This is a genomic window from Salmonella enterica subsp. arizonae, from assembly GCF_008692845.1.
GTDB lineage: Bacteria > Pseudomonadota > Gammaproteobacteria > Enterobacterales > Enterobacteriaceae > Salmonella > Salmonella arizonae.
The window spans coordinates 88,042-109,708 of record NZ_VXJW01000001.1 but is presented as its reverse complement, the minus strand read 5'-3'; the positions used below and the strand labels follow the sequence as shown (position 1 = coordinate 109,708).

Below are 21,667 nucleotides of genomic sequence, written 5' to 3'. Positions count from 1 at the left end.
TCTTCCACGCATCTCGTTAAGCATCCGTTATAATCGGTATCTGATACCAGCCTGCGGATACTTAACATGGAATACCAATTAACTCTTAACTGGCCCGACTTTCTTGAATGCCACTGGCAAAAACGTCCGGTTGTCTTAAAACGTGGGTTTACCAATTTTATCGATCCGCTCTCGCCGGATGAGCTGGCGGGACTGGCGATGGAAAGCGAAATCGACAGTCGTCTCGTTAGTCATCAGGATGGTAAATGGCAGGTCCGCCACGGCCCCTTCGAAAGCTACGATCATCTCGGTGAGAGTAACTGGTCGCTGCTGGTACAAGCGGTAAACCACTGGCACGAACCAACCGCCGCGTTGTTGCGCCCGTTTCGCGCGCTACCAGACTGGCGTATCGACGATCTAATGATCTCATTTTCAGTTCCCGGCGGCGGCGTTGGCCCACACCTGGATCAGTATGATGTGTTTATTATCCAGGGTACCGGCCGCCGTCGCTGGCGCGTGGGCGAAAAGCTGCAAATGCGCCAGCACTGCCCCCATCCCGACCTGTTGCAGGTCGATCCATTCGACGCCATTATTGACGAAGAGCTGGAGCCGGGCGACATTCTTTATATCCCGCCAGGGTTCCCGCATGAAGGCTATGCGCTGGAAAACGCCATGAACTATTCGGTCGGTTTTCGCGCGCCCAATACCCGTGAGCTGATCAGCGGTTTTGCTGATTATGTACTGCAACGTGAGCTGGGCAACACGTACTACAGCGATCCGGATATGCCGTCCCGCAAGCATCCAGCGGATATCCTGCCGCAGGAGATGGATAAACTGCGCAATATGATGCTCGATTTGATCAATCAACCCGCACATTTCCAGCAGTGGCTTGGCGAGTTTATCTCCCAGTCACGCCACGAACTGGATATCGCGCCGCCGGAGCCGCCGTATCAGCCTGATGAAATTTATGATGCCTTAAAGCAAGGCGAGGTGCTGGTGCGTCTCGGCGGTCTTCGCGTATTGCGTATCGGCGATGATGTCTATGCGAATGGCGAAAAAATAGACTCCCCGCATCGCCCCGCACTGGAGGCGCTCGCCAGTCATATTGTACTGACCGCCGAAAACTTCGGCGATGCGCTGGAAGATCCGTCCTTCCTCGCTATGCTGGCGGCGCTGATCAACAGCGGATACTGGTTTTTTGAAGGATAAGTTTATGATGTTGTGCCTGATGGCGCCGCTACCGCGTCTTATCAGGCCTACGAGAGTAAAACCTTGTAGGCCTGATAAGCAAAGCGCCATCCGACACTTACAACATTACTGCTGTTTCGCGGTTAACTCCGCAATCCGCACAATCACTTGCACCGCTTTTTCCATCCCTTCCAGCGTCACAAATTCATGTTTACCATGATAATTATACCCGCCAGTAAAGAGATTAGGACACGGCAGCCCCATAAACGAAAGCTGCGCCCCATCGGTGCCGCCGCGAATCGGTTTCATCTCCGGCGTAATATCACAGTCACGCATGGCCTGCTGGGCGATATCGAGAATATGCGGATGCTCAACCACTTTTTCGCGCATATTGTAATAACTGTCTTCAATAACCAGTTCGATATAACAGTCCGGATGCAGCCCTTTACCGACTTTTTTGGCAATCTCCATCATCTTGCGTTTGCGCGCTTCAAACTGCTTACGGTCGAAATCGCGAATGATATAGTGCATATCGGCCCGGTCAACGGTGCCTTTCATACTGGCCAGATGATAAAACCCTTCGTAGCCTTCGGTGGTTTCAGGCGTTTCATCCACCGGCACTTCCGCGTGAATCCTCGCTGCCAGCGACAGCGCATTGACCATTACGCCTTTCGCCGTACCGGGATGCACGTTATTGCCGACGATTTTGATATTTACCGAGGCGGCATTGAAGTTTTCAAACTCCAACTCCCCTACGCCGCCGCCGTCGACCGTATAGGCCCACTGCGCGCCAAAGGCCTCAACGTCGAAGTGCTTCGCGCCTTTTCCTACCTCTTCGTCAGGCGTAAACGCCACTTTAATTTCGCCGTGGGGAATATTATTACCTTTCAACACCGCCAGCGCGGTCATGATCTCCGCTACGCCAGCTTTATCATCCGCGCCCAACAATGTCTTACCATCGGTAGTAATCAGCGTCTGCCCCAGCAATTGATGCAGTACCGGGAACATAACGGGTGATAACACCTCATCGCCAATCCCTAATGCAATATCGCCGCCACGGTAATTCTCGACAATCTGCGGGGTAACATTTTTACCGCTGAAATCCGGAGAGGTATCCACATGGGAGATAAAACCAATGGCGGGAATATCACCCTCAACATTGGCCGGGAGCGTCGCCATCAACGTCCCTTTTTCGCTTAATGTAATGTTAACCAGCCCCATCTCTTCAAGCTGCTGTTTGAGCAAACGTAATAACTTCCACTGCCCCTCAGTGCTGGGAACCTGCCGAACACCCGACTTTGATTGGGTATCCAGCGATACGTAGTGTAAAAAACGCTCAAGTAGTTTATCCATGCAGTCACCCTCACTTTTCGTGACAACATTATTAATAAGCAAGAAAAGACAAATATTGCGTCAGGTCACCTTTATCCCTGCAAACAAGAATATTTCACTTTGACACGCTTTCTGACTATAAAGCTAAGTCAGTAATTCGCAACAAGGATTGGCGATTACAGTGGTTTGCCGTAGAATGACCGACCTCATTAAGAGTGATTAAGGTGGTTAACCACAAACCCCGCAGCGGTCAGCCATCCGTTGCGTCTACATGGGACAGAATAAGAAATTGAATAAACAACCGCGTTCGCTTTCACCACTGGTGCTTTTGTCGGGAATTAGCAAAAGTTTCGATGGCAAAGAGGTCATTTCGCAACTGGATCTGACCATTAACAATGGCGAATTCCTCACGCTGCTTGGTCCTTCCGGCTGCGGTAAAACAACCGTACTTCGCCTGATTGCCGGCCTGGAAACGGTTGATGCCGGGCATATCATGTTGGATAACCAGGATATCACCCACGTTCCCGCCGAAAATCGTTATGTGAATACCGTATTTCAAAGCTACGCTTTATTTCCGCATATGACGGTGTTTGAAAATGTCGCGTTTGGCTTACGAATGCAAAAAACACCCGCTGCCGGGATAGCGTCTCGCGTTACCGACGCGCTGCGTATGGTGCAGCTTGAAGAGTTTGCACAACGTAAACCGCATCAGCTTTCCGGCGGACAACAGCAGCGCGTGGCTATCGCCCGCGCGGTGGTGAATAAACCTCGACTGCTATTGCTGGATGAATCGCTCTCCGCGCTGGACTATAAATTGCGCAAACAAATGCAGAACGAGCTCAAAGCATTGCAGCGTAAACTCGGTATCACGTTTGTTTTTGTCACTCACGATCAGGAAGAAGCGCTAACCATGTCCGATCGTATCGTGGTGATGCGAAATGGCGTTATCGAGCAAGACGGCACGCCTCGCGAAATCTACGAAGAGCCGAAAAATCTGTTTGTCGCTGGTTTTATCGGCGAAATTAACCGCTTTGACGCTACCGTCATTGAACGGCTTGATGAGCAGCGCGTCCGCGCCAGAGTCGAGGGACGGGAGTGCAATATTTACGTTAATTTTGCCGTCGAACCAGGTCAAAAGCTGAACGTCCTGCTGCGACCGGAAGATCTACGCGTCGACGAAATCAATGATGATAATCACATCGAAGGGCTTATCGGCTACGTGCGCGAGCGTAATTACAAAGGTATGACGCTGGAGTCGGTCGTCGAACTGGAAAATGGCAAAATGGTGATGGTCAGTGAATTCTTCAACGAAGACGATCCTGACTTCGACCATTCACTTAACCAAAAAATGGCCATTAATTGGGTAGAAAGCTGGGAGGTCGTACTGGCCGATGAAGAACACAAGTAAATTCCAGAATATAGTGATTGTCACTATCGTCGGTTGGCTTGTGTTGTTTGTCTTTCTGCCCAACCTGATGATCATTGGCACCAGCTTTCTGACCCGTGACGACGCCAGGTTCGTCAAGATGGTCTTTACGCTGGATAATTACGCGCGCCTGCTCGATCCGCTCTATTTTGAAGTGCTCCTGCACTCTCTGAATATGGCGCTGATCGCCACCCTCGCCTGCCTGGTGCTGGGCTATCCTTTTGCCTGGTTTCTGGCGAAGTTACCGGAAAAGATACGTCCGTTACTGCTGTTTTTGCTGATCGTTCCTTTCTGGACCAACTCGCTGATCCGCATCTATGGACTGAAAATTTTCCTGAGCACTAAAGGCTACCTCAATGAGTTCCTGCTGTGGCTGGGTGTGATTGATACGCCGATTCGCATCATGTTCACCCCAAGCGCAGTGATTATCGGCCTGGTCTACATTTTGCTGCCGTTTATGGTAATGCCGCTCTACTCCAGCATTGAGAAGCTCGATAAACCGCTGCTTGAGGCCGCACGCGATCTCGGCGCCAGTAAAATGCAAACGTTCATCCGTATCATTATTCCACTAACCATGCCAGGCATTGTCGCCGGTTGTCTGCTGGTGATGCTACCGGCAATGGGGCTGTTTTACGTCTCCGATTTAATGGGTGGCGCGAAAAACCTGCTGATTGGCAACGTGATTAAGGTACAGTTTCTGAATATCCGAGACTGGCCATTTGGCGCCGCCACCAGCATTACGCTGACCATCGTGATGGGACTGATGCTGTTGATTTACTGGCGAGCTTCCCGCTTGCTGAATAAGAAAGTGAGTGATATAAGCGATTAATTGCGCAACACTAACGAATCCACTCGGGTTTGGGCATGAAGTTACTCAAAGGCAAACTTCATGCCCCTCCATAAAAAACGCATAAAGGCCAGTTGTAGCCAATATTGCAAACGTACATCATCATCCACTACAGGCATGCTTTTACCTATATCGGAACTATCATATGCAGTGATGCGTTTATATATGAACTTGTCAGGTATTATACTGATTGCCAGTCTCATTTAAACATTATATCATATCTACTAAGCCCCGCTGTTAAGATAAATGGGTTAATTTGAACGCTTATATAGCCATTTTTACTTCAGTTTAAGTGAAACTATTATGCCGATCACAATAGGGAATGGTTATTTAAAAAGTGAAATATTTATAAATGCCCCGAGCAAAACGAGAGAACCATGGTGGAAAGCTTTATGGGAAGCTTTGAAAGACTTGTTCTTTTCTACCGGCAGAGCAAAAGCAGATAGCTATATACATGAGATGTTCTTTTCCGATCCCCCTCCCACACGAGAGCGGCTTGCAGATATTTTTTTCGAGTTGAAAGGGTTAGCTTGCCCATCACACAAAGAAAGATTTCAAGTCTATAATCCTCATGAAGATGATTCAACAATTATTTATCACATTCTGGATGAAAACGGAAAGGACGAGCTGTTATGCATCATACAAAATACCGATACCGTTCACTGTAAAGCCATGGGGAATAGCTATTTTGCAGTAAGAGAACAACCTGTTTGTTTAAAATCTTATCCACAAATGACGTACACTGTAAATAAAAAATATAGTGAGATTGTAGAGAGCTCGCTCCCCTCAACTTTATGTCTCAAGCTTGCTGGCACGCCATTTTTATCGGTCCCCTTAAATAACATAGTGAAGTATTTATACTCTGAATTGGATAACAGAAATTTAGATAAGTGGAAAACGCAAGAAAAAGCTAATTACCTGGCAGAGAAGATTCGGTCTGGTATTGAAAAAGCAATGCGCATTTTATACCATGCGGATATATCCGAAAGTATGCAGCAAAGAGCATTTTTAGAAACAATGTCGATGTGTGGATTAAAATCGACTGAAACATCACCACCGCCTACACACATACCCATTGTAAAAATAGTACAAGAGGTCTTACTGGCGGATAAGAAGTTTAAAAGGTTCCTCGCAACGGATACCAACGCCAGCCAAAGCATGTTAGCTGAGATAATCGAAATAGTCTCTGATGGCGTTTTTCGCGCCCTTTTTAGAACAGATCCACAGGCTATACAAAAAATGGCGGAAGAGCAGTTAACAACTTTACATGTTCGCTCAGACCAACAAGATGGCAGATTAGGGGGTTTTTTATAAAATCAGACAACGGGTTATCAGACTTCAAGGCTCAGGATAACAAGGCAGCTTCCTCCGTGTACTCTATGTAATGACATAGTCAATTATCCACGAATTGCCCATAAACAGAAAAAGCCACAACGCCATAAACCGTGTGCCTGTAGCTACGTGAACGGGACAAGTATATCATGATAAAACAACTATTGCCTAAAGTATAACCTCTTGCCAGGCGCGATAATACCGCATATGACAGGTTCGGATGAGAATCGTCATTTAAATGGCTTTTTTGTCCGCTCGTCTGTCAATTTGTTGTAAAATTCGTGACTTCAGGCGGCAGCCTGTTTTTCTCTGGCTGCTAATAACCGCGAGACGTTTTGGAGAGATTTTGGAGAAGAGAAAAAATTGTTCATTTTCAATACGCTAAAAGCATCCCATCCTCTGAATAAGAAGGTGGAGCTCGAATGATCGGTCGACTGCTTCGTGGCGGTTTTATGACCGCTATCTACGCGTATCTGTATATTCCCATCATTATTCTGATTGTGAACTCCTTCAACAGTTCGCGGTTCGGCATTAACTGGCAGGGCTTTACCACTAAATGGTACGAGCATCTGATCAGTAACGACAGTCTATTGCAGGCCGCTCAACATTCGCTGACGATGGCGATTTTCTCAGCAACCTTCGCCACGGTAATCGGCTCGCTAACGGCAGTAGCACTTTATCGCTACCGCTTTCGCGGAAAGCCATTTGTCAGCGGGATGCTGTTTGTGGTGATGATGTCGCCGGATATCGTGATGGCGATATCCCTGTTGGTGCTGTTTATGTTACTTGGCATTCAGCTGGGTTTTTGGTCATTACTGTTTTCGCATATCACCTTTTGCCTGCCATTTGTGGTCGTCACCGTCTATTCGCGTCTGAAAGGATTTGATGTACGGATGCTGGAGGCGGCGAAAGATCTGGGTGCCAGTGAGGTAACAATCCTGCGCAAAATCATTCTTCCGCTGGCGATGCCTGCGGTTGCGGCAGGCTGGTTGCTAAGCTTTACCCTGTCGATGGATGATGTGGTGGTCTCGTCGTTTGTCACCGGGCCGGGCTATGAAATTTTACCCTTAAAGATTTATTCCATGGTAAAAGTCGGTGTTTCACCAGAAGTGAACGCGCTGGCAACCATTTTATTGGTGCTGTCTCTGGTAATGGTCATTGCCAGCCAGCTTATTGCTCGTGATAAAACCAAGGGCCGATAAGGCCCGTAATTCAGGGGACGTTAAATGAAAAAATGGTCGCGCCACCTGCTCGCGGCGGGCGCCCTGGCGCTGGGTATGAGTGCCGCTCATGCCGATGATAACAACACGCTCTATTTCTATAACTGGACTGAGTATGTACCGCCAGGGCTGCTGGAACAGTTCACTAAGGAGACAGGCATTAAGGTTATTTATTCGACCTATGAGTCGAATGAAACCATGTATGCCAAACTCAAAACGTATAAAGATGGCGCGTATGACCTGATCGTTCCTTCTACATACTATGTCGACAAGATGCGCAAAGAAGGCATGATCCAGAAGATCGATAAGTCGAAATTAACCAATTTCCACAATCTCGATCCGGAAATGCTCAACAAACCGTTTGACCCCAACAACGATTATTCTGTTCCGTATATCTGGGGCGCAACGGCAATTGGCGTGAACAGCGATGCTATCGATCCAAAAACCATTACCAGCTGGGCTGACCTGTGGAAACCGGAATATAAAAACAGCCTGCTTTTAACCGACGATGCGCGAGAAGTGTTTCAGATGGCGCTGCGCAAACTGGGGTATTCCGGTAATACTACCGATCCGAAAGAGATCAAAGCGGCTTATGAAGAGTTAAAAAAACTGATGCCAAATGTAGCGGCCTTCAACTCCGATAACCCGGCGAACCCGTATATGGAAGGGGAAGTCAGCCTGGGAATGGTGTGGAACGGCTCGGCCTTTGTGGCACGTCAGGCTGGCACGCCGCTGGAGGTCGTCTGGCCGAAGGAAGGCGGCATTTTCTGGATGGATAGCCTGGCTATTCCGGCGAATGCGAAAAATAAGGAGGGCGCCCTGAAGCTAATCAACTTCCTGCTACGTCCTGACGTCGCGAAAGAGGTGGCGGAAACCATCGGCTACCCTACCCCAAACCTGGCGGCGCGTAAGCTGTTAAGCCCGGAACTCGCCAGTGATAAATCGCTCTATCCGGATGCGCAAACCATCAGCAAAGGCGAGTGGCAAAACGATGTCGGCGACGCCAGCGCAATTTATGAAGAGTATTATCAGAAGTTAAAAGCAGGACGCTAATTCAGCCAAAGCGCCTATCAGGCCTACAGATGAGCGTAACGTGAAATGTAGGCCGGACAAGGCGTCATCTGGCAAATAAAACTACAAACCTTTCAATAGGTTATCGACAAATTCCGGCACAACCCGGCTTGCCGGACCGTAGTGCTTCTCTTCAAACTCGCTGCCGACCTGACTTGGCTCAAGATTCAGTTCCACCGTATGCGCGCCGTGCAGTTTTGCTTCATGCACAAAACCCGCAGCCGGATAAACATGACCGGATGTGCCGATGGCGATAAAAATATCCGCCATCGACAGCGCCATATAAATTTCATCCATGCCAAGCGGCATCTCGCCAAACCATACCACGTGCGGGCGTAGCGGTGCCGGGAACTGGCAGCAGTGACACTTATCTTCCGGCATCACATCGCCGTCCCATTCCAGAATCTGACCACTCTGCGAACAGCGCACTTTCAACAGCTCGCCATGCATATGAATGATGTTGCGGTTGCCCGCGCGCTCATGCAAATTGTCGATATTCTGCGTCACCAGCAAAAAGCGATCGCCAAGCGCCTCTTCAAGCTTTGCTAACGCCAAATGCGCCGCATTGGGTTGAATTTCCGGCTGTTGAAGCTGCTGGCGGCGGACATTATAAAAAGTCTGTACCAGCGCTGGATTACGCGCGAATCCTTCCGGCGTCGCCACATCTTCAACCCGATGCTCTTCCCAAAGGCCATCCGCCGCGCGAAACGTGCGAATACCAGACTCTGCAGAAATTCCTGCACCTGTAAGGACTAATACTCTTGGGTTTTCCATCATTTCCGGCACCACTCTGTCTCTGAAAAAGATCCGCTGACGCAGCCGTTCACGCAACAGACGTTTATTTTTACGAAAGCGGCTTAATCGATGAAACCGACGCGACTGCATAACAACCTCTTTTTTATTAGTCGGTAAGGTGTAAAAAAGCAGCGCCACGCATCCCACCGGCATCCCCGTGCCGCGCACGCTCAATGCGAGGCACGCGGGCAACAGGGAGGAGATGGCGCGGCAGTCTTTCCGACAGTTGCGTTGTTATTGCCGTAAAGTTCGATAGTCCGCCTCCGATCACCAACAGGCAGGGATCGACAATCGTCAGTATATTCCCCAGACAAACCGCCAGTAAATCCAGATAGCGTTCAACATGCGCGTGCGCCTGTTTATCGCCCTGCTCCCACAAGGCGATAATCTCCGGCGCCTGCAGCGATTGATGATAATAATGCTGATATAGCCACGCAAACCCGCGCCCGGACAGATAATTCTCAATACAGCCCATCTGACCGCATCCGCAGCGGCGTAAAGGAAAATCAAAACCCATCAACGTTAGCGCGTCAACCGGCAAACGTATATGACCAAACTCGCCGGTGATATAGCTCTGACCGGTAATCGGCTTCCCATTTAGCACCAGACCGCCGCCAACGCCGGTTCCGAGGATAAGGCCCATGACCAAAGGGTATTGTGTGAATTCATCATCCCAGGCTTCGGATAAGGCAAAACAGTTAGCGTCATTGTCCAGACGCACATCGCGCTCCAGTCTCGCGCTGAGATCGGCGCGCAACGGTTTACCGCTGGCCGCCGGGACATTCGCGGCGTACAGCGTGCCATCTTCGGTTTCCGGCATACCGGGTATGCCAATCCCTACCGCCCCTTTAACGCCAAATCGCAGGTCGGCTTCCGCGACCAGTTCGCATACGGCGTCTAAAAAGGCGCTATAGCTGGTATGGGGCGTGGGAACACGTTTTTCCCACTGCAACCGCCGCGTCGAATCAAATACGCCTAACGCAATCTTTGTCCCGCCAATATCAAACCCGTAAAACATCACCGCTCCTTGTTTTTATATCCTGCGATTACTGGCCGCTCAATACTCGCGCAGGGTCAATGTTGCTTGCCCGCCGCGCTGGATACCAGCTCGCCAGTAAGCTTAACAACAACGCCGTGACCAGTACGTATACAACGTCCAGCCAATGCAGTTCGGATGGCAGGAAGTCGATAAAATAGATATCACCGGACAAAAACTGATGCCCGATCGCTTTTTCAATCCCATTAATAATGGCGGTAAGCTGAAGCGAAACGACAATACCGATCGCCACGCCAATCAAGCTGCCTAACAATCCCGCCAGCAGTCCGTACCAGACGAAAATGGCACGAATTAAACCATCTTTTGCCCCCAGCGTTCTTAATACCGCAATATCGCCGCTTTTGTCTTTTACCGCCATCACTAAGGTGGAAACGATATTAAAACAAGCCACGCCGATCACCAGGATCATCGCCAGATACATAATGGCGCGAATCATCTGGATATCGCGATACATATAGCCGTAGGTGCCGATCCAGCTCTTAATGTAAACATAGCTGTTAGTCACCTCGCCCGCGTCCCGCACCAGTTTGTTGGCATTAAACACGTCATGAACTTTAAGCGCGATACCGGAAACGCTGGACCCCATATCCAGATACTGCTGCGCATCCTCAAGCGGGATCATGGCGAAGCTGTGATCGAGCTGGCCGCTCAGTTGCAGAATCCCGGTGACATGCAAACGCACGCGTTTAGGCTGGAGCAGCTTATGATCGGCATTCGCATTGGGGATCATGATTGACACCCAGTCGCCCTGTTTCACTTTCAGCGCATCAGCAACGCCTTTGCCGATAATGACCTGCTGCTCGCCAGCTTTGAAATGATCCCAGGCGTGATTTTGCACAAATGACGGTAGCGCGCTAAGCTGCTGCTCTTGCTTAGGATTGACGCCTTTAACCTGAATGGCGCGTAAATTCGCCCCGCTCTCAACCAGGCCGGTAAAGTTGATATACGGCGCGGCAGCGGCAATGCCCGGCACCTTCCGCACTTTTTCCAGCGCTTCACGCCAGTTGGTCCACGGCTGATTGACAGCTTCAATCTCCCCGTGCGGCACCACCGCCAAAATACGGTTATTCAGCTCGCGTTCGAAACCGTTCATGGCGCTCAAGCCGACAATCAATACCGCCACGCCCAGCGCGATACCGATGGTAGAAATCACGGAAATGAGCGAAACTATACCGCCGCGCCGCCGTCCACGGCTGAAGCGCAACCCAATTAACAGTGATAAAGGCGACGCCATTACTTTGCTCCCATCAGGCTCAGTTCCGCCGTCAGGCGACCATCGCGCATCTCAAGCTGGCGGCTCATACGTTTCGCCAGTTGCAAATCGTGAGTCACAACCAGAAATGCGGTTCCCTGTAGACGATTTAACGCGCCCAGAAGCTCAAAAATACTGTCGGCGTTACGCGCGTCCAAATTGCCGGTTGGCTCATCCGCCAGCACCAGACGCGGGTTATTAACCAACGCGCGCGCTATCGCAACGCGCTGGCGCTCACCGCCGGAAAGTTCCGAAGGCCGATGGGTAGCACGATGTTCCAGCCCTACAGCGTGCAGCATTTCCCGCGCCCGCGCGTCAATCTCCGCCGGTCTTTTCTTGCCAATCAATAATGGCATCGCCACGTTTTCCAGCGCCGTAAAATCCGGCAGGAGATGGTGAAACTGGTAGATAAACCCCAGTTTCTGGTTACGCAATTCCGCTTTTTCCGCAGAAGCGAGTTTGCTCATCGGCTGGCCGCTAAAAATCACATCGCCGGATGTGGGCGTATCCAGCCCACCTAACAGGTGCAGCAACGTACTTTTACCCGAACCGGAACTACCGACTATCGCCATCATTTCGCCTTCGCCGATACTGAAGCTGACATCGTGCAATACGTCGGTTTGTACGGTGCCTTCCTGATAGCGTTTGCACAGGTTGTCGCATTGCAACAGGATCTTATTCATAACGTAAAGCCTCAGCGGGTTGTGTGGCGGCAGCGCGCCAGGAAGGGTAAAGCGTAGAAAGCAGCGCGATGGCCATCGCTACCAGCGCGATAACGATCACCTGTAACGGCTCTATCGCCACGGGCAGCGCGGCGCCGTCCAGAAAGGCGCCGATGACTGGCATCAGGTTATTCAGTTGACTGGCAAGCAATGCGCCAAGCACGGCGCCCAACAGTGCGCCGATAATACCAGCGCTGGCGCCTTGCACCATAAAGACCATCATAATTTGTCGCGGCGTCAGCCCCTGGGTTTGTAAAATCGCTACTTCGCCCTGCTTCTCCATGACCATCAGGCCCAACGAAGTAATAATATTAAAAGCCGCGACCGCTACTATCAGGCTCAACAACAGTCCCATCATGTTCTTTTCCATGCGCACGGCCTGGAACAGTTCACCTTTGCGTTCGCGCCAGTCCTGCCACTTCGTGCCTTTCGGCAGCGTCTGCTGACTGAGGGTATCGACTTTCAGCGGTTCATCCAGCCACAGGCGCCAGCCGGTAATATTACCCGCCGGATAGCGCATTAAACGCGACGCGTCCTGAATATTGACCAGCATTTCATAGCCATCAACCTCGCTATTGGCGGCAAATGTGCCAATCACCGTAAACAGACGCTGGCTGGGCAGGCGTCCCATTGGCGTAAACTGGCTGGCAGATGGCACCATTAACCGAATCTGATCGCCGCGGTTGACCCCTAACTGTCCGGCGAGCTGCTCGCCGAGGATGACATTATACTTACCCGGCTGTAATTCGCTTTGCTTCACATTGACCAGATACGGCGTTAACGGATCTTTTTGCGCCGGATCGATACCCAACATCACGCCAACCGCAACGCTACGCGCGCTTTGCAGTACGACATCGCCCGTCGTCAGCGGCGCAATACGGCTAACGCCTTGCAGATCGACGTCTTTTTTCGGCACCTGATTCGGGTTAAGAGAACCATGTTCAGGGGAGAGGATGGCCTGAGGCATCAAACCAAGAATGTTATTTTGCAGTTCTCGCTCAAAACCGTTCATTACCGACAATACCGTGACCAGCGCCATCACCCCCAGGGTAATGCCGATAGTGGAAAGCCAGGAAACGAAGCGACCAAAGCGATCTGCTGCACGCCCGCGCATGTAACGCAGGCCGATGAATAGAGCGACAGGTTGATACATGTAATCCGTCTGGTTGCTGTTAGCAAAGTCCCGAGTATATAAGCGAAAGCGGAATGCGTAAATGTCTGAACCGTAAGAGTTCGTCAGCGTTCTTCTGAAAAATGCCCATAAATCAAGTTACTTATGCGTTCATCCTTCGCCTGTTCGGCTCGTTATCCGGCGGATTCAATTTGCTAATAGGCAACGATCGCGGATAATAAAGAACATTGCTTATCAGTCATATGCCCCTGAATACCTGAGCCCTTCATACTGCCCCGGCGCACAGCCAACCATGAAGCAGCCTGAAGGGTGACGCGTAGAGTGCGGCGTAAAACAAAAAGAGATACTGACAACCGTTATGCCTGAAAAACAACGTTACACGCTGCCGACAAAAGCGGGCGATCAGCGCCAGTTGGGCGAACTTACCGGCGCCGCCTGCGCTACGCTGGTGGCAGAGATAGCCGAACGCCATGCCGGTCCGGTGGTACTCATAGCGCCTGACATGCAAAATGCTCTGCGACTGCATGATGAAATCCGCCAGTTTACCGATCAGATGGTCATGAACCTGGCGGACTGGGAAACGCTACCGTATGATAGCTTCTCCCCGCATCAGGAAATTATCTCTTCGCGTCTGTCCACGCTCTACCAGTTGCCGTCGATGCAGCGCGGCGTCTTGATTGTACCGGTAAACACCCTGATGCAGCGCGTTTGTCCGCATAGCTATCTGCATGGTCATGCACTGGTGATGAAAAAAGGCCAGCGGCTGTCCCGCGACGCTCTGCGCGCGCAGCTTGACAGCGCCGGTTATCGGCATGTCGATCAGGTGATGGAGCATGGCGAATACGCGACGCGCGGCGCGCTGTTGGATCTCTTTCCGATGGGCAGCGAACAGCCTTATCGCCTCGACTTTTTTGATGATGAAATCGACAGCCTGCGTCTGTTTGACGCGGATACCCAGCGTACGCTGGAGGAGGTCGAGGCCATCAATTTGTTGCCCGCGCACGAATTTCCTACCGACAAAGCCGCTATTGAGCTTTTCCGTAGCCAGTGGCGCGATACCTTTGAGGTAAAACGCGACGCCGAGCACATCTATCAGCAGGTCAGCAAAGGCACCCTGCCCGCCGGGATCGAATACTGGCAACCGCTCTTTTTCAGCGAACCGTTACCGCCATTATTTAGCTACTTCCCCGCCAATACTCTGGTGGTGAATACCGGCTCGCTGGAAACCAGCGCCGAACGCTTTCAGGCCGATACGCTGGCGCGATTTGAAAATCGCGGCGTCGATCCTATGCGCCCGCTTTTACCACCGGAAGCCCTCTGGCTACGGGTGGATGAGCTCTTTTCCGAGCTTAAACGCTGGCCTCGCCTCCAGCTTAAAACCGACCATCTGCCGGAAAAAGCCGCCAATACCAATCTCGGTTTCCAGAAATTACCGGATTTGGCTATCCAGGCGCAGCAGAAAGCGCCGCTGGACGCGCTGCGTAAGTTCCTCGAATCTTTCAGCGGCCCGGTGATTTTTTCGGTGGAAAGCGAAGGACGCCGCGAAGCGCTGGGGGAACTCCTTGCCCGCATAAAAATTGCGCCGAAGCGGATTTTACGTCTGGACGACGCCAGGGATGCGGGACGCTACCTGATGATTGGCGCCGCGGAACATGGCTTTATCGACACCCAACGCAATCTGGCGCTGATTTGCGAAAGCGATCTCTTGGGTGAACGGGTCGCGCGTCGTCGCCAGGATTCCCGCCGCACGATCAACCCGGATACGTTGATTCGTAACCTGGCGGAGCTCCACGTCGGCCAACCTGTAGTGCATCTGGAACACGGCGTCGGACGCTATGCGGGAATGACCACTCTGGAGGCTGGCGGCATCAAGGGCGAGTATCTGATGCTCACTTACGCCAATGACGCCAAACTGTACGTGCCGGTCTCCTCATTGCATCTGATTAGTCGCTATGCTGGCGGCGCGGAAGAAAACGCGCCGCTGCATAAACTGGGCGGCGACGCCTGGTCGCGCGCCCGGCAAAAAGCGGCGGAAAAAGTACGCGATGTGGCGGCGGAACTGTTGGATATTTATGCGCAACGGGCGGCAAAAGAGGGATTTGCCTTTAAGCACGACCGCGAGCATTACCAGTTATTCTGCGACAGCTTCCCGTTTGAAACGACGCCCGATCAGGCACAGGCGATTAACGCCGTATTGAGCGATATGTGCCAACCGCTGGCGATGGACCGGCTGGTGTGCGGCGACGTTGGCTTCGGCAAAACGGAAGTGGCGATGCGCGCCGCGTTCCTGGCGGTGGAAAACCATAAACAGGTGGCGGTACTGGTGCCAACCACGTTGCTGGCGCAGCAACACTATGACAACTTCCGCGACCGTTTCGCCAACTGGCCGGTACGCATTGAGATGCTGTCCCGCTTTCGCAGCGCCAAAGAGCAGGCGCAAATCCTGGCGGAGGCCGCCGAGGGTAAGATCGACATTCTGATCGGTACGCATAAACTGCTACAAAGCGACGTGAAGCTACGCGACCTCGGCCTGCTGATTGTCGATGAGGAGCACCGTTTCGGCGTGCGCCACAAAGAGCGAATTAAGGCGATGCGCGCCGATGTCGATATTCTGACGCTCACGGCGACGCCAATCCCGCGGACGCTGAATATGGCGATGAGCGGTATGCGCGATCTCTCCATTATCGCCACGCCCCCTGCCCGCCGTCTGGCGGTGAAAACCTTTGTTCGCGAGTACGATAGCCTGGTTGTACGGGAAGCAATTCTGCGTGAAGTTCTGCGCGGCGGTCAGGTTTACTATTTGTACAATGACGTTGAAAATATCCAGAAAGCCGCAGAGCGGCTGGCGGAACTGGTGCCGGAAGCGCGAATCGCCATTGGTCACGGCCAGATGCGCGAACGTGAGCTGGAACGGGTGATGAACGATTTCCACCATCAACGTTTTAACGTACTAGTGTGTACGACCATTATCGAAACGGGGATCGACATCCCCACCGCTAACACGATCATCATTGAACGCGCGGATCATTTCGGCCTTGCGCAGTTGCATCAGTTACGCGGCCGCGTAGGGCGCTCGCACCACCAGGCCTACGCCTGGCTGTTGACGCCGCACCCTAAGGCAATGACCACCGATGCGCAAAAACGGCTGGAGGCGATTGCGTCGCTGGAGGATTTAGGCGCTGGTTTTGCGCTGGCGACCCACGATCTGGAAATCCGCGGCGCGGGCGAACTGCTTGGCGAAGAGCAAAGCGGCTCAATGGAAACCATTGGCTTCTCACTTTACATGGAACTGCTGGAAAACGCCGTCGATGCTCTGAAAGCAGGCCGAGAACCGTCGCTGGAAGATCTCACCAGCCAGCAAACGGAGGTCGAGCTGCGAATGCCGTCGCTACTGCCAGATGACTTTATTCCGGATGTTAATACCCGGCTGTCGTTCTATAAACGTATTGCCAGCGCGAAGAACGAAAACGAACTGGAAGAGATCAAAGTGGAATTAATCGATCGCTTCGGCCTGCTGCCCGATCCGGCGCGTAATCTGCTGGATATCGCCCGTCTGCGCCAACAGGCGCAAAAACTCGGCATCCGAAAACTGGAAGGTAACGAGAAAGGCGGAACGATTGAGTTCGCCGAGAAAAACCACGTTGACCCTGCATGGCTTATCGGACTGCTGCAGAAACAGCCGCAGCATTTCCGCCTGGATGGCCCGACGCGCCTCAAGTTTATTCAGGATTTAAGCGAACGGAAAACGCGTATAGACTGGGTACGCCAGTTTATGCAGCAACTGGAAGAAAACGCCATCGCGTAAGTGTCAGGCTGGGGGTTGTTATTCTGCGCCCGGCCTAATCTTTACAAAAGATTTGCACTTCCCTGCAATTCCAGACACAGCCACCCGCCATAATTCTTATTCTTGCTTTATATAAAAATAACCATATAATAATCATGGGCTTATTATAATGTTCAAAAATACGCGACTCTCTCGCTGGTGGGCGTTGCTTGCGCTTACCGCAACCATCATGCTTGCGCTTACCGCGCAGGCGAATACGTGGCCTCTTCCGCCTCCCGGCAGTCGACTGGTGGGGGAAAATAAATTCCATGTCGTAGAAGATGACGGCGGTTCGCTGGAGGCGATCGCCAAAAAATATAACGTGGGTTTTTTGGCCCTGTTACAGGCCAACCCTGGCATTGACCCTTACGTGCCGCGCGCAGGCAGCGTGTTGACGATTCCGCTGCAAACGCTGCTACCGGACGCGCCACGTGAAGGTATCGTCATTAACCTCGCGGAATTACGGCTTTACTATTACCAACCGGGGAAAAATACGGTCACAGTCTACCCTATCGGGATTGGTCAACTGGGCGGCGATACCCTGACGCCAACGATGGTGACCACCATCTCAGATAAACGAGCCAACCCGACCTGGACGCCGACTGCTAATATTCGCGCCCGCTACAAAGCGCAAGGCATCGATCTTCCCGCCGTGGTGCCTGCTGGCCCCGATAACCCGATGGGACATCACGCGATTCGCTTAGCGGCCTACGGCGGCGTGTATCTGTTACATGGCACTAATGCCGATTTTGGCATTGGTATGCGTGTCAGCTCCGGCTGTATTCGCCTGCGCGACGGCGATATAGAGACGTTGTTCCGCCAGGTCACGCCGGGGACCAAAGTGAATATTATTAATACGCCGATTAAAACCTCAGTTGAGCCAGGCGGCGTGCGGCTGGTGGAGGTCCATCAGCCACTGTCTAAAAATATTGGTGACGATCCGCAGGTGTTGCCGATTGTGCTGAATGGCCCTATGCAGACGTTTAAGGACGCGCCGCAGACCGACGCCGCGGTGATGGAACATGTCATGGAAGTGCGCTCCGGAATGCCGGTGGATGTGACCCGTACCCCGGAGACGAAACCGCTGTAAGTGTGAATGGGTGATTACCGGTTGGCGACTAATGCCTTTATCCGACCGACAAAAAAGCCTCGCGATCAATCGTGAGGCTTTTTATTGTGGCAATCACAGCGGCATTAATGAGGGTTAATGCTTACTTGTAGATTACCGCCGTACCGTGAAGGGTATTCGGGCCAGTGATAGAGGTAATACGGAAAGACTTCGCGCCCATCTCTTCCGCTTTCTGCGCTAGCTGATCTTCCAGCGATCCCAGATTCGTGCCGCCATTCGCGGAAATTGTACCGAACTTCTGTTGGCCTTCCGGCGTTGCCTGGACTTCCACGGCGGCGAAACTGGCGAATGAGAGCGAACTAAATACCACAGCAGCGATGAGGATTTTTACGTTTTTCATAGTCATGACCTTTAGCAGATGAACAGGTGTCGGAACATTAAATTAACAATCGATAATTTAATAATAAATGTGATCGGCGTCACTCACAAATCCATTTTTATAATGATCATTATATAATTTACAAATGTGTTATTTTTCATGTAAATAGAATTGTTTTATTTTTCTAATGCATACTCTGGAGCCAGACGTCGTTTGTTTTTATAATAAAGTTCCCCCTTTAAACAGGTACAACGGCATCATGACAACGGATACCACGAGTTGCGCGAAGAAAAGCCGTGGCCGACCAAAAGTGTTCGACAGGGAAGCCGCGCTTGACAAGGCCATGAGACTCTTCTGGCAGCACGGTTATGAAGCAACTTCGCTTGCCGATCTCGTAGAGGCTACCGGGGCGAAGGCGCCTACTCTCTATGCGGAATTTACTAACAAAGAAGGATTATTTCGCGCTGTCCTGGATCGTTACATCACTCGCTTTGCCTTAAAACATGAGGCCCAACTCTTTTGCGACGAGAAAAGCGTTGAATCCGCGCTGGAAGATTATTTCAGAGAAATTGCCGCCTGCTTTACCAGTACAGACACGCCAGCCGGCTGCTTTATGATTAATACCTCCGCCACCCTGGCCGCTTCCTCGCGCGATATCGCCCGTACGGTAAAATCACGCCACGCCATGCAGGAACAGACGCTCATCCAGTTTCTGCGCCAGCGTCAGGAACGCGGTGAAATTCCGGCGCATTGTAACCCGCAGATGCTTGCGGAATATATAAACTGTATTTTACAGGGAATGTCGATTAGCGCCCGTGAAGGCGCCACCTTCGAACAACTGATGCAAATCGCGCGCACGACTCTGCGTATCTGGCCTGAACTGCTCAAGCCCTGAACGACGCTGTGTCGGATAAAAAAAACCCCTCAGCCTGAGCGAATGAGGGGCTAACTTGCAGAGTACAGCTTTTTTATGCTTTGTTATTCAGGATCAGTTGGCCATTACCGTCGAGAGGAATTTGCGTTCCGGGGTCTTTATCCATGCGGATTTTGCCCTGCTGATCGCCAATTTTGTACGTCACGTCGTAGCCAAGCATCTTTTCAGATTTGTCATACACCGTTTTACAGCGCTGCTGCGTGGTGGTGTAAGTATCACCTTCCTGCATTGCTCCCTGGATTTGGTTGCCAGCATAACCGCCGCCCAGCGCTCCGACGACCGTCGCCAGATCTTTACCACGACCGCCGCCAAATTGATGTCCAATTACGCCGCCTGCTACTGCGCCAAGCACCGAGCCGGCAATACGATTTTCGTCCTGGACCGGCCTGCGATGCGTGACCGTGACATTACGGCACTCCTGACGCGGCGTTTTTACCGTCTCTTTAATCGGTTTAGCCGATATCACTTGCGCATATTGCGGACCACGATCAAATACGTTGAGACTGGCTACCGCCGCCACACCCAGCGCCGCCGCTACGCCAATCCCTATACCCGCCAACATGGATTTATTCACGGGAGTTCCTCCTTCGTTGCTATTGGTAACAATTTTGCAAGCAGTATGCGAACAACGCCAATCGGAATGAGGATGAAAAGTGCGGGATGAAACGGGAAAGTCGAAGGATTCGGACAACTCCGAAGAAAGATACGAAGAAACGCTCACCGGCGCTAACAGCCGGTGAGTCGCAGAGAAATTAATGCAGTTTCAGGCGCGGGCGAATGACACGGTTAATACTTCCCACCAGCATCATCAGCCCGGTTTTAAAGTATCCATGCAATGCTATCTGGTGCATACGGTATAGCGAGATATACACGAAGCGGGCGATACGTCCTTCAATCATCATTGAGCCGCGGGTCAGGTTCCCCATCAGGCTGCCAACCGTAGAGAAGTTGGACAGCGAGACCAGCGATCCATGGTCTTTATACTGATAGGCTTTCAGCGGCTTGCCATTCATTTGCGCCAGAATGTTATTCATCGCGCAGGTAGCCATCTGATGCGCCGCCTGAGCGCGAGGCGGCACAAAGCCCCCTTCCGGACGAGCGCAGGAAGCGCAGTCGCCAATCGCAAAAATATCGGGATCGCGCGTGGTTTGCAGCGTCGATTCCACCACCAGTTGATTAATGCGGTTAGTTTCCAGGCCGCCAATCTCTCTCATAAAATCTGGCGCTTTGATACCTGCCGCCCACACCATCAGATCGGCCTGAATATACTCGCCTTCTTTGGTATGCAGACCGCCTTCGTCGGCGCTGGTAACCATGGTTTGCGTCAGTACGCGAACGCCCAGTTTAGTCAGTTCATTATGCGCAGCGCTGGAGATACGCGGCGGTAGCGCAGGCAAAATACGCTCGCCAGCCTCAACCAGGGTCACGTTCAGCGCGTCGTTGGTCAGCCCCTTATAACCATAGCTATGCAACTGTTTTACCGCATTATGCAGTTCAGCCGACAGCTCAACCCCCGTAGCGCCGCCGCCGACGATAGCGATATTGACCTTGCCGTTAGCGCCCAGATTAGCCGAATATTTGAGGAACAGGTTCAGCATCTCCTGGTGGAACCGGCGTGCCTGATGCGGGTTATCGAGGAAGATACAGTGCTCTTTCACGCCCGGCGTGTTGAAATCATTAGAGGTACTCCCCAGCGCCATCACCAGCGTGTCATACGCGATTTTGCGCTCCGGAACCAGCAACTCGCCCTTTTCATCACGCAACTCGGCAATGGTGATGGTTTTCGCTTCCCGATTGATATCCATCACCGATCCAAGTTGGAACTGGAAACCATGATTACGCGCATGGGCCAGATAGCTCAGCGCATCCACGCCTTCATCCAGAGAGCCCGTCGCCACTTCGTGCAGCAACGGTTTCCACAAATGGCTATGATTTCTGTCTACCAGCGTGATTTTCGCTTTTTTCTTGCGCCCCAGTTTATGGCCTAACTGCGTCGCCATTTCCAGTCCGCCAGCGCCGCCGCCGACAATCACAATCTTTTTTAATGGTGTAGTCAACGTGACCCCCTTAAATTTATTAACCAATTGTTAATTAAAAGTTATTATCATA

Annotated in this window: 18 protein-coding genes; 9 read left to right on the top strand and 9 right to left on the bottom strand. The window is 51.8% G+C overall.

The features are described from left to right. Positions 1-66: 66 nt before the first annotated feature. Positions 67-1,188, top strand: coding sequence for a cupin domain-containing protein (locus tag F4V61_RS00555; RefSeq protein WP_080161046.1), 1,122 nt, complete (start codon positions 67-69; stop codon positions 1,186-1,188). Between the two features lie 105 nt (positions 1,189-1,293). Here the strand turns inward: F4V61_RS00555 and pepT are convergent, their stop codons facing one another. Beyond that, positions 1,294-2,520, bottom strand: coding sequence for a peptidase T (pepT, locus tag F4V61_RS00550; protein ID WP_080161047.1), 1,227 nt, complete (start codon positions 2,518-2,520; stop codon positions 1,294-1,296). A gap of 250 nt (positions 2,521-2,770) precedes the next feature. On the opposite strand from pepT, the gene potA reads away from it, so the two are divergent. The 5 genes from potA to potD all read left to right on the top strand — a co-directional run bounded on the left by potA (position 2,771) and on the right by potD (position 8,377). Next, positions 2,771-3,907: a spermidine/putrescine ABC transporter ATP-binding protein PotA gene (gene potA, locus F4V61_RS00545; protein ID WP_000531349.1), complete on the top strand. Its 1,137-nt coding sequence runs from the start codon at positions 2,771-2,773 to the stop codon at positions 3,905-3,907. Further along, complete coding sequence (gene potB / locus F4V61_RS00540) at positions 3,891-4,754, top strand: spermidine/putrescine ABC transporter permease PotB (RefSeq protein WP_000799379.1); 864 nt, start codon at positions 3,891-3,893, stop codon at positions 4,752-4,754. Before potA ends, potB begins: the two co-directional genes overlap by 17 nt. A 321-nt stretch (positions 4,755-5,075) precedes the next feature. Next, positions 5,076-6,086 carry an SPI-2 type III secretion system effector SifA gene (sifA, locus tag F4V61_RS00535; RefSeq protein ID WP_001122915.1) on the top strand — a complete coding sequence of 337 codons (1,011 nt, stop codon included), beginning with the start codon at positions 5,076-5,078 and terminating at the stop codon, positions 6,084-6,086. 440 nt (positions 6,087-6,526) lie between these two features. Then, a complete protein-coding gene (gene potC, locus F4V61_RS00530; RefSeq protein WP_000580296.1) occupies positions 6,527-7,306 on the top strand; it encodes a spermidine/putrescine ABC transporter permease PotC in 780 nt (259 codons plus the stop codon). A gap of 24 nt (positions 7,307-7,330) precedes the next feature. Further along, the gene (gene potD, locus F4V61_RS00525) at positions 7,331-8,377 is read left to right on the top strand and encodes a spermidine/putrescine ABC transporter substrate-binding protein PotD (protein WP_080161048.1); all 1,047 of its coding nucleotides are present in this window, start codon (positions 7,331-7,333) and stop codon (positions 8,375-8,377) included. 81 nt (positions 8,378-8,458) lie between these two features. Here the strand turns inward: potD and cobB are convergent, their stop codons facing one another. From cobB to lolC, 5 genes are read right to left on the bottom strand one after another with little or no spacing between them, the layout of a single operon-like run. Then, the gene (cobB, locus tag F4V61_RS00520) at positions 8,459-9,280 is read right to left on the bottom strand and encodes a Sir2 family NAD+-dependent deacetylase (protein ID WP_079781939.1); all 822 of its coding nucleotides are present in this window, start codon (positions 9,278-9,280) and stop codon (positions 8,459-8,461) included. 16 nt (positions 9,281-9,296) lie between these two features. Next, positions 9,297-10,208 carry an N-acetylglucosamine kinase gene (gene nagK / locus F4V61_RS00515; protein WP_080161049.1) on the bottom strand — a complete coding sequence of 304 codons (912 nt, stop codon included), beginning with the start codon at positions 10,206-10,208 and terminating at the stop codon, positions 9,297-9,299. A gap of 28 nt (positions 10,209-10,236) precedes the next feature. Further along, positions 10,237-11,481 (bottom strand): lipoprotein-releasing ABC transporter permease subunit LolE, encoded by a 1,245-nt coding sequence (gene lolE / locus F4V61_RS00510; protein WP_000168085.1) that lies wholly within the window; start codon positions 11,479-11,481, stop codon positions 10,237-10,239. Next, a complete protein-coding gene (gene lolD / locus F4V61_RS00505) occupies positions 11,481-12,182 on the bottom strand; it encodes a lipoprotein-releasing ABC transporter ATP-binding protein LolD (protein ID WP_001033711.1) in 702 nt (233 codons plus the stop codon). Before lolD ends, lolE begins: the two co-directional genes overlap by 1 nt. Beyond that, positions 12,175-13,374 carry a lipoprotein-releasing ABC transporter permease subunit LolC gene (gene lolC, locus F4V61_RS00500; protein WP_170243762.1) on the bottom strand — a complete coding sequence of 400 codons (1,200 nt, stop codon included), beginning with the start codon at positions 13,372-13,374 and terminating at the stop codon, positions 12,175-12,177. The genes lolD and lolC overlap by 8 nt, the downstream gene beginning before the upstream one ends. Before the next feature lie 337 nt (positions 13,375-13,711). Between lolC and mfd the strand changes: the two genes are divergently transcribed. Together mfd and ldtC are read left to right on the top strand one after the other, a co-directional pair. Next, positions 13,712-17,158: a transcription-repair coupling factor gene (mfd, locus tag F4V61_RS00495; protein ID WP_080161050.1), complete on the top strand. Its 3,447-nt coding sequence runs from the start codon at positions 13,712-13,714 to the stop codon at positions 17,156-17,158. Positions 17,159-17,306: 148 nt separating this feature from the next. Continuing rightward, positions 17,307-18,266 carry a L,D-transpeptidase LdtC gene (gene ldtC, locus F4V61_RS00490; protein WP_058345825.1) on the top strand — a complete coding sequence of 320 codons (960 nt, stop codon included), beginning with the start codon at positions 17,307-17,309 and terminating at the stop codon, positions 18,264-18,266. 121 nt (positions 18,267-18,387) lie between these two features. Here ldtC and bhsA read toward each other — a convergent pair whose 3' ends face one another. Further along, a complete protein-coding gene (bhsA, locus tag F4V61_RS00485; protein ID WP_000800122.1) occupies positions 18,388-18,645 on the bottom strand; it encodes a multiple stress resistance protein BhsA in 258 nt (85 codons plus the stop codon). A gap of 238 nt (positions 18,646-18,883) precedes the next feature. Between bhsA and comR the strand changes: the two genes are divergently transcribed. After that, positions 18,884-19,519, top strand: a complete 636-nt coding sequence (comR, locus tag F4V61_RS00480; protein ID WP_000205978.1) for a TetR family copper-responsive transcriptional repressor ComR — start codon at positions 18,884-18,886, stop codon at positions 19,517-19,519. Positions 19,520-19,592: 73 nt separating this feature from the next. Here the strand turns inward: comR and F4V61_RS00475 are convergent, their stop codons facing one another. Then, on the bottom strand, positions 19,593-20,132 hold the full coding sequence (locus tag F4V61_RS00475) for a glycine zipper 2TM domain-containing protein (protein ID WP_079829076.1): 540 nt from the start codon (positions 20,130-20,132) through the stop codon (positions 19,593-19,595). Between the two features lie 178 nt (positions 20,133-20,310). Beyond that, positions 20,311-21,615, bottom strand: a complete 1,305-nt coding sequence (gene ndh / locus F4V61_RS00470; protein ID WP_000211059.1) for an NADH-quinone dehydrogenase — start codon at positions 21,613-21,615, stop codon at positions 20,311-20,313. Positions 21,616-21,667: the final 52 nt, after the last annotated feature.